Raw genomic sequence first — 8,406 nt, forward strand, 5'->3', positions numbered from 1 at the left:
GGGCGGGGGCGTAGGGCGGTGGCGGCAACCAGCAGGAGCGCTGCGCCGAACATGGCCGTGCCGATGACGTTGACCTGCGGCGGAATGCCGCGCTGGGCGGCACCCCAGACGTACATCGGGAAGGTCACGGTGGTGCCGGCGTTGAAGTTCGTGACGATGAAGTCGTCGAAACTCAACGAGAAGGCCAGCAGCGCGGCGGCGACGATGCCGGGCCACACCAGCGGCAGGGTCACCAGCCGGAATGTGTGCCACTCGCTGGCGTAGAGGTCCATCGCGGCCTCCTCCAGCCGCCGGTCCATCCCGGCGAGCCGCGCCTTGACGGTGACGACCACGAACGACACGCAGAACATGACATGCGCGACGACGACCGTCCAGAACCCCTGCGGCACGCCGGCGGAGACGAACAGGGCGAGCAGCGAGGTACCCAGCACCAGTTCCGGCGTGGCCATCGGCAGGAAGATCAGCAGGTTCATCGCGGAACGACCGCGGAAGCGCTGCCGGACCAGGGCGAACGCCATCAGCGTGCCGAGCACCGTGGCGACCACGGTGGCAACGACGCCGATCTGCACGCTGCGCAGCACCGCCTCGCACATGCCCGGGGTGGCGCAGGGGCGACGCCAGTTGTCCAGGGTGAACTCGTGGAAGTCGTACGACAGCCGGCTCGACGGGCGGTTGAACGACAGGCCGGCGACCACCGCGACCGGCAGCGCGAGGTAGCCGAGCACCAGCAGGGCGACGAGCATCGTCCAACGGTCGGCCAGCCACCTCCCGAGGCGGGTCATCGCCACACCTCGTCGGTGCCGGCCCGTCGCAAGTAGCCGACAACCACCGCGAGGATCGCCGCCATCAGCAGGAACGACAGCGCCGCCCCCTGCGGGTAGTCCAACCGGACCAGGAAGGCCGAGTCGATGACGTTGCCGACCATGTACTCGTTCGGGCTGCCGAGCAGTTCCGCGTTGATGTAGTCGCCGGTGGCGGGGATGAAGAACAGCAGCGTGCCGGCGATCAGGCCGGGCATCGACAGCGGCAGGGTGACCCGTCGGAACGTCTGCGCACCACTGGCGTACAGGTCGCCGGCCGCCTCCAGCAGCCGGTGGTCCAGCCGCTCCAGACTGGCGTACAACGGCAGCACCAGCAACGGCAGGAAGTTGTACGTCAGGCCGAGCACCACCGCGACCGGGGTCGCCAGCAGCCGGCCGTTCGGGCCCAGCAGGTGCACGTCGCGCAGCAGCCCGACCAGCCAGCCATGGTCGGACAGAATGGTCTTCCAGGCCAGGGTGCGCACCAGGAAGCTGGTGAACATCGGGGCGACCACGCAGACCAACAGCAGGTTCTTCCACCGGCCGGCCTTGCGCGCGATCGCGTACGCCAGCGGGTAGCCCAGCAGCAGCGCCAGCGCCAACGCCGCTGCGGCGTAACCGAAGGAGCGGGCCAGCTGCGGCCAGTACGCCTGCAACACCGCCGGGTAGTTACCGAACGCCCAGGTCAACGCGTACCCGGTGGAGAGCGAGCCGGTGGGGTCGTAGAGGCTGGCCGCCCCCAGCTGCAACAGGGGCACGACGAAGAAGACGCCCAACCAGGCCGCCCCGGGCAGCACGAGCAGGTACGGCAGCAGCCGACGGCGGGCCGACGTGGTCGGCGGGCTCACGACGACACGGGCGTCGGCTCGTCGCGCAGCCCCGCGCCGCGGTCCGCCGCGCCGGGTTCGCGGGGCAGCAGGAACGCGTGCCGGGGATCCCAGTGCGCCAGCACCGACGCACCGACCGGGAACCGTCGGCCAAGCCCGTTGTTCGCCGCGAACGCGGCCAGTTCGCCGCCCCAGCCGGTGCGGATCAGGTACTGGGTGCTCACCCCGACGTTGGAGGCGTCGGTGACCACACCGTCGAGGTGCTGGTGTCCGTGGGGCACCTGGTCGGCGGAGCCGGCCAGATGCAGCTTCTCCGGGCGTACCCCCAGGTAGACCGCGCCCCGGTCGGACCGGGCGCGGTCGGCGGGCAGGGAGAACCGCGCGCCGTGGGCGGTGACCGGCACGTCGGTGCCGACGCGGCCCGGGGCCTCGGCGGCGAGCAGGTTGGACCGGCCGAGGAAGGTCGCCACGAAGGCGGTGGCCGGGAACTCGTAGCTGTCGGCCGGAGCGCCGAGCTGCTCGATCCGGCCGGCGTTCATCACCGCGACCGTGTCGGCCATGGTCATGGCCTCCTCCTGGTCGTGGGTGACGTGCACGAAGGTGACGCCGACCTCGGTCTGGATCCGTTTCAGCTCGAGCTGCATCTGCCGGCGCAGCGTCAGGTCGAGCGCGCCGAGCGGCTCGTCCAACAGCAGCACCTGCGGATGGTTGACCAGCGCTCTGGCCAGCGCGACCCGCTGCTGCTGCCCGCCGGAGAGCTGGGCGGGCCGGCGCCGGCCGTGGCCGTCGAGTCGCACCAGCGACAGCATCCGCCGAACCTGCTCGTCGACCGTGCGGATGCCGCGCCGGCGCAGCCCGAAGGCCACGTTCTCGGCAACATCCAGGTGCGGGAAGAGGGCGTAGCTCTGGAACACGGTGTTCACCGGCCGCTGGTACGGCCGCAGCCGGGTGATGTCGCGGTCGCCGAGCAGCACCTGCCCGCCGGTCGGCTCCTCCAGGCCGGCGACCATGCGCAGGGTGGTGGTCTTACCGCAGCCGGACGGCCCGAGCAGGGCGAAGAAGGAGCCCTGGGGGACGGTCAGGTCAACGTCGTCGACGGCGGTGAGGGCACCGAACCGCTTGGTGAGGTTGGCCAGCCGCAGGTCGCCGGCCGGTGACTCCTGCCGCATCCCGGTCACGCCCCGATGACCTGCTGGAACCGGGACTCGTACGCCCTCTCCTGCTGGTCGTCGAGGGTCATGAAGACGGTGGCCTTCCGCAGCAGGTCCTCGCCCGGGAAGATCAGCGGATTGGTGGCCAGCTCGGGGTCGATCTTTTCCATCTCGGCCTGCGCCCCGCGAACCGGGCAGATGTAGTTGACGTACGCGGCGAGCCGGGCCGCGACCGCGGGCTCGTAGTAGTAGTTGAGCAACGCTTCGGCGTGGCCCTTGTGGGAGGCCCGGTTCGGCACCAGCGTGTCGTCGCTGTACAGCAGCAGGCCCGACTCGGGCGGGACGAACCGGATCTTCTCGTTCTCCCCGGAGAGCTGGATGACGTCGCCGGACCAGGCCACGCAGGCGGCAATGTCCCCCCGAGCCAGCTCGGGGGCGTAGTCGTTGCCGGTGAACCGGCGGATCTGACCGGAGTCGACGGCCTTCTTGAGCTTGGCGAGCGCGTCGTCGAACTGGGCGGAGGTGAACTTTGCCGGGTCGTGACCGTTGGACTGCAACAGCAGGCCCATGGTGTCGCGCATCTCGCTCAGGGCGGTCACCCGGCCCTTGAGGTCGGGGCGGGTGAGCAGCTCGTCGACGGTGCGGATCTCGCTGGTCACGCTGCCGTTGTAGGCGAGGCCGGCGAGGCCCGCCTGCCAGGGGACGGCGAGCCGGTTCTCCGGGTCGAAGGAGCGGCCGCGCAGCGACGGCAGCAGGTTCGCCGACACGTTGGGAATCTTCGCCGGGTCGAGCTGCTGGATCCAGCCGAGCCGGATCATCCGGGCGGCCATCCAGTCGCTGAGGACGATGATGTCCCGGTCGATGCTCCGACAACTGGCCAGCTGCTGCTGCACCTTGCCGAGGAACTCGTTGTTGTCGTTGATGTCCTCGGTGTAGGTGACCTGGATGCCGGTCCGGGCGACGAACGTGTCCAGGGTCGGCCGCTTCGACGGGTCGGACTCGTCGACGTCCAGGTACTGCGGCCAGTTCGAGAAGGTGAGCTTCTGCTCCGCCGTGGAGCGGTCCTCGCTGCGGCAGCCCGTCTCGGTCTGGGTCGCCGCCCTGGTGCCGCAGCCGGCGAGGGTGCCGCCCGCAGCGAGCAGGGCGGCCGCGCCGGTGAGCAGTCCACGCCGGCGCAGCGGTTGCGAGGGGACGCGCATGCGGCGACTCCCGGGGGTCGTCCGTCGGCGGCGAGGGCTGCGCGCCAACGGGAGGTGATCTGCCAAGGACGACTGATCTTGGCATGGGGCACGCCAGCGGGTACAGCGGCTGCGCTACGGCGGTGCGGACCGTGGCGGTGGGCGGCTCCAGCACCGGCGAGGGGAGTCAGCCCGTCAGACCGCGCACGACGACGTCGGTGGTGACCACCTGGCCGAGCAGACCTATCCCTTCCAGGGTCACCCGGTGCATCTCGTCGGTCGCCGCGGCGCAGGCGTCGGAGACGACCGCCATGCGGTACCCGTGGTTGACCGCCTCGAAGGCGGTGCCGGCGACGGAGAGATTGGTGGCGACGCCGGTGAGCAGGACGGTCTTGACGCCCCGGGCGCGCAGGATCACGTCCAGTTCGGTACCGAAGAAGGCGGTGAGCCGAGCGTGGGTGAAGACGATGTCGCCCACCTGCGGCGCGACCTCGTCGATGATCTCGGTCTTTGGGTCTCCGTCGAGGAAGCCCCCCTGCTCCCCGATCGTTGCGAAGGCCGGGGTGTTGGCAATGAGATCCGGATAGCCGGGTCGGAATGCGATGCGGCTGTGGACGACGAGCCCGCCGCTGGACCGGACGGCAGCCATCAGCCGCGCCGCGTACGACGCGACGCGGTGCCGGGCGACCTGGTCGGCGAAGTAGGGGCCGAACAGCCCGTCGGGGCTGACGACGTCGTGTTGCCAGTGCACGCCGATGACGGCCACGCGCGTCGGGTCCATCTCGATATCGGGCATCATCGTCCCTCCCGTCGCGGGGCGGAGAGCTGCGGCGGTGCCGGATGGAGCCCTTGTCCATCGATCGCGGCCCGCCCCCTACCGTAGGCGTCGAGACGCCCCCACCGGCCAGGAATGTCGAGAAGCCCCACGAAATCGAGGTTGGGAGGAAGCGCGGGCCTGGTCACGAGGTCGTCACCGACCGGCCGCAGTCCGAGCATCGTGCGTAGCAGGAGCAGCGGCGCACCTGCCGACCACGCCTGAGGGCTACACGCGGTCGGGTAGTTGACGGGGTATCTGGTTTCGGTGCGGGCGCTTCCGGCGAACGCCTCCGGCAGTCGGCCGCCGTAGAAGGCCGCCGCGTCCAGGATTCCGGCCGTGACCTGAGCCGCCTCGTCGGCGCACCCGTAATTCCGCATTCCCCACGCGATAAACGAGTTGTCGAAGGGCCACACGGTTCCCACGTGGTACCCGATGGGGTTGTAACGGGCCTCGCCCTCGGCCAACGTGCGGATACCCCAGCCGCTGAAGAGGACGGGTGACATCAGGTGCCGCACCACGGCCTCGGCCTTGGGCTCCTCCAGGATGCCACTCCACAGCAGGTGGCCCATGTTCGACGACAGTGCGTCTACCTGGCGGCCGTCGCCGTCGAGGGCAAGTGCGATGTACTCGCCGTCGGCGATCCAGAAGTCACGGTTGAAGCGTTGCTTGAGATCGGCGGCCTCCCGCTCCAGCCGGTCGGCGTACTCCGGGTCGTCCCAGAAGGTACGGGCCAGTCTGGCAGTGCGCATCTTCGCGTCGTACGCATACCCCTGCAGTTCGCAGGTCGCGCGCGGGAAGCTCGGCAGGCGGCCGTCGCGGAAGGAGATGCCGTCCCAGGAGTCCTTCCAGCACTGGTTCTCCAGGCCGTTTCTGGTGTTGCGCCGCTGGTAGGAGATGTAGCCGGTGCCGGTCAGGTCCGCGTAGCCGTCGATCCAGTCGATCGCGGATCGGGCTTCCTGCTCGACCGTGCGGACCAGGTCGGCGTTGCCGGTCCACCGCTCGTACTCGTCGAGCAGCACTAGGAACAGCGGAGTGGCATCCGCGCTGCCGAAGTAAGGGCTGTGCGGCGTGTCCTCGAAGACGGTCATCTCGCCGTACCGCATCTCGTGCAGGATCCGGCCCGGTTCCTCCTCCCGGAAGTCGTCGACCCGGCTGCCCTGCCGGAACGCGAGCACCCGCAGCGTGGTGGCGGCGAGCTCGGGTGCGAACGGCAACGCCTGGAAACTGGTGAGGATGCTGTCGCGACCGAACAGGCTCATGAACCAGGGCAGCCCGGCTGCGGGCACGCTCTTGTCCCTGGCGAGGAACGGACTGAACCGCAGCGCGGCCAAATCGATGAGGCTCTGCCGGTACGTGATGCGCAACGGCTCCCAGTCGCACTCCAGCCGGGGCGCCTGGTCCAACCACTCCAGGAGGTCGCGGTGCTTGTCCCTTCCGGTCCGGTTCGCCCGGCCGGGAATCGTCAGCCGATCAAGCCCTTGCGGGAGGGGGAGATCCGGCAGGGCGCTGAGGTGGGCAGACCATCGGCTGTGTGGATCGATGTGGACTTCGAGGGTCAGGCCGTCCTCGTCCACCACCGCCGGCACGGACGCGGAGACGATCGTCTCCCGCCGGAAGCGCTCCCGCTGGTAGCCCAGCACCAGTCGCCCGTCGTCAACCCGTCGATAGTGCCGACCCTTCTTCCGCACCACGGCATCCTTGACCTCGAAGATGTCGGCGAAGTCTGCGTCCACCTCGACTCTGACGGTCAGGTCGACCGGTTGCCGGTCGTTGTTGGTGATGATGAGATCCTCGTGCAGGCCGGTTTGCAGATTGTGTATCCGCTGCACGGCCAGCGTGCTGTTGACGTAGACGTCCTGGCCACCGGGGACCAGGTAGAACCGGTTCTCGAAGTAGTGGACGTCGTCGATGGACAGGGTGCTCAGCCGCTCCCCGTTGATTCGCAGCTCCCATTTCGACAGCAGGCGGGTGTCATGAGCGAAGAGGCCGTGCGCGGTGTCCGATGACGGGACGATGTCCCCTGTCCGGTCGCAGACCATGAAGGTGGTTCCGTCCAGGATGCCGACCTGGTTCTCAGTCATGGTCGTCCCCCCGGCGCCCGCGTCGCAGCGAGGCGGGGGGCGGCGGAAACAGCCTCCGAACGGTGGCGAAGATTCGCGGGCTACCCTCCACGGTCGCCTCACCGCGCAACACGCTGGTCAGGAAGTACGCCTCTCCGCAGGCGATCCGGTCGAACACCGCCCGATCGGCCCGGACCACGGCGTCCCCACCCGTCTCCTGCTCCGAGACCGTGATGTCACCCTTGGCGATGGAAACCAACCAGTGGTCGACCTGACCGTCCCGGCTGATGTCGAACCGAACGCTGCCCTGGTGGATCGCCGTCAGCCGGCGATCGTGCCCCCGGCGGGCGAGGCTGCGGAAGAACTCCTGGGTCGCGTCAGCCATCGTCACCCCTCCTCAGAGCCACCCTGCCACCCGACCCGCAGCCCTGCCTCACCCTGAAAGAGTGAGGTTCGCGGGGGCCGGTTCCCTCGCCGCGTCTGCCTTCGAGATGGCGGCTGGTCCGGTGGACAACCCACTAGCGTGAGACTCGATGGATCCTCTGCAGGTAACGTTCCTCTTTGTCGCCGGTCTCCTCACGGGCGCTTTCAACGCGGTCGCCGGCGGCGGCTCTCTGATCGGTTTCTCCGCGCTGCTCGGTGTCGGCATACCGCCCCTCACCGCGAAGATGACCAGCACCGTCGCGGTGTTTCCCGGAAACGTGGCGAGCGTCGCGGGAGGCTTCCGGGACCTACCGGATCGCAGAGCTGTCCTCCGCCTCCTGCCGGCAGCCGTCCTCGGTGGCGCCGTCGGGTCGATACTGCTGCTCCTGACGCCTAGTCAGGTCTTCGACATGATCGTGCCGTTCCTGATCCTCGCCGCCTCATTCATCCTTGGCCTGCAGAACACCCTGAAGGAAATGGTCACCCGCTCCGCCGTCCGCCACCGACGGCACCACCCAGCGATCCTTCAGGCGCTCGTTGCCGTGGGCAGCGTCTACGCTGGGTACATCGGTGCCGGATTCGGCATCGTCCTCGTCGCCATCCTGGCGTTCTTCCAGCACGAACCGCTCACCAGAACGGTCGCCCTGAAGAACCTGCTGTCGGCGGTCATCGCGTCGATATCCGTCGCTCTCTATGTGCTTTTCGGTACCATCCACTGGACCAGCGCGACGATCTTGTTTCCGGCAACCGTCATCGGTGGCTACGGCGGCGCCCGACTGCTCCGCAGGCTTCCCGACAAACCACTCAGGGCAGCCATCGTCACGTTTGGCACGGCCTTCGGGCTGGTTCTTTTGTGGGTGAACGTCCTGTAGCCCTGCCGCTTTGCCACAGTCCTGCCGTTCGTCAGCTGTGCCGGCAGCGGCCGTCTTCGGATCGACACCCACCCGGTGCGCCAGCGACTCGACGGTCTCCCCACGCTCCGCCACCGCCACCCGCAGCGCCTCGTTCGCCATCGGTTCCCTCCCACCCGTCCGACCGCACGCTCCGGCGCGCCATAGCGACGTCGCGTGTCGATGTCCGCCGGATGCCGGCGTGTTGCGGTGGGACCTGTTCGCCGCGCCCCCGAGGTGCCCCGCAAACGCCCCCGGGG

General features: G+C 69.1%; 8 protein-coding genes. 1 reads left to right on the forward strand and 7 read right to left on the reverse strand.

Annotated features, from left to right (window positions below; genetic code table 11):
- The 7 genes from E1182_RS27170 to E1182_RS27200 all read right to left on the reverse strand — a co-directional run.
- On the reverse strand, positions 1-782 hold a 782-nt coding region (locus E1182_RS27170; RefSeq protein ID WP_132270548.1), incomplete at its 3' end, for an ABC transporter permease.
- Positions 779-1,648, reverse strand: a complete 870-nt coding sequence (locus E1182_RS27175) for an ABC transporter permease (RefSeq protein ID WP_132270550.1) — start codon at positions 1,646-1,648, stop codon at positions 779-781. The genes E1182_RS27175 and E1182_RS27170, both read right to left, overlap by 4 nt.
- Positions 1,645-2,796, reverse strand: a complete 1,152-nt coding sequence (locus E1182_RS27180; protein WP_132270564.1) for an ABC transporter ATP-binding protein — start codon at positions 2,794-2,796, stop codon at positions 1,645-1,647. Before E1182_RS27180 ends, E1182_RS27175 begins: the two co-directional genes overlap by 4 nt.
- 5 nt (positions 2,797-2,801) lie before the next feature.
- A complete protein-coding gene (locus E1182_RS27185; protein WP_132270553.1) occupies positions 2,802-3,977 on the reverse strand; it encodes a spermidine/putrescine ABC transporter substrate-binding protein in 1,176 nt (391 codons plus the stop codon).
- A 166-nt stretch (positions 3,978-4,143) separates the two neighbouring features.
- Positions 4,144-4,737 carry a cysteine hydrolase family protein gene (locus tag E1182_RS27190; protein ID WP_165942732.1) on the reverse strand — a complete coding sequence of 198 codons (594 nt, stop codon included), beginning with the start codon at positions 4,735-4,737 and terminating at the stop codon, positions 4,144-4,146.
- A gap of 14 nt (positions 4,738-4,751) precedes the next feature.
- Positions 4,752-6,854: a glycogen debranching N-terminal domain-containing protein gene (locus tag E1182_RS27195; RefSeq protein ID WP_132270558.1), complete on the reverse strand. Its 2,103-nt coding sequence runs from the start codon at positions 6,852-6,854 to the stop codon at positions 4,752-4,754.
- Entirely contained in the window at positions 6,847-7,218 is a 372-nt protein-coding gene (locus E1182_RS27200) for an SCP2 sterol-binding domain-containing protein (protein ID WP_132270560.1), read from the reverse strand. Before E1182_RS27200 ends, E1182_RS27195 begins: the two co-directional genes overlap by 8 nt.
- 148 nt (positions 7,219-7,366) lie before the next feature.
- Here E1182_RS27200 and E1182_RS27205 point away from each other — a divergent pair, with 148 nt between their 5' ends.
- Entirely contained in the window at positions 7,367-8,128 is a 762-nt protein-coding gene (locus tag E1182_RS27205; protein ID WP_132270562.1) for a sulfite exporter TauE/SafE family protein, read from the forward strand.
- The last annotated feature ends 278 nt before the right edge of the window (positions 8,129-8,406 follow it).

Source organism: Micromonospora sp. KC721 (assembly GCF_004348355.1).
Classification (GTDB): Bacteria; Actinomycetota; Actinomycetes; order Mycobacteriales; family Micromonosporaceae; genus Micromonospora.

What these genes read in the sequence shown, in the direction of transcription:
- E1182_RS27180 (WP_132270564.1), bottom strand. Translation starts at nt 2,796, where the DNA reads ATGCGGCAGGAGTCACCGGCCGGCGACCTGCGGCTGGCCAACCTCACC.
- E1182_RS27185 (WP_132270553.1), bottom strand. Translation starts at nt 3,977, where the DNA reads ATGCGCGTCCCCTCGCAACCGCTGCGCCGGCGTGGACTGCTCACCGGC.
- E1182_RS27190 (WP_165942732.1), bottom strand. Translation starts at nt 4,737, where the DNA reads ATGGACCCGACGCGCGTGGCCGTCATCGGCGTGCACTGGCAACACGAC.
- E1182_RS27195 (WP_132270558.1), bottom strand. Translation starts at nt 6,854, where the DNA reads ATGACTGAGAACCAGGTCGGCATCCTGGACGGAACCACCTTCATGGTC.
- E1182_RS27200 (WP_132270560.1), bottom strand. Translation starts at nt 7,218, where the DNA reads ATGGCTGACGCGACCCAGGAGTTCTTCCGCAGCCTCGCCCGCCGGGGG.
- E1182_RS27205 (WP_132270562.1), top strand. Translation starts at nt 7,367, where the DNA reads ATGGATCCTCTGCAGGTAACGTTCCTCTTTGTCGCCGGTCTCCTCACG.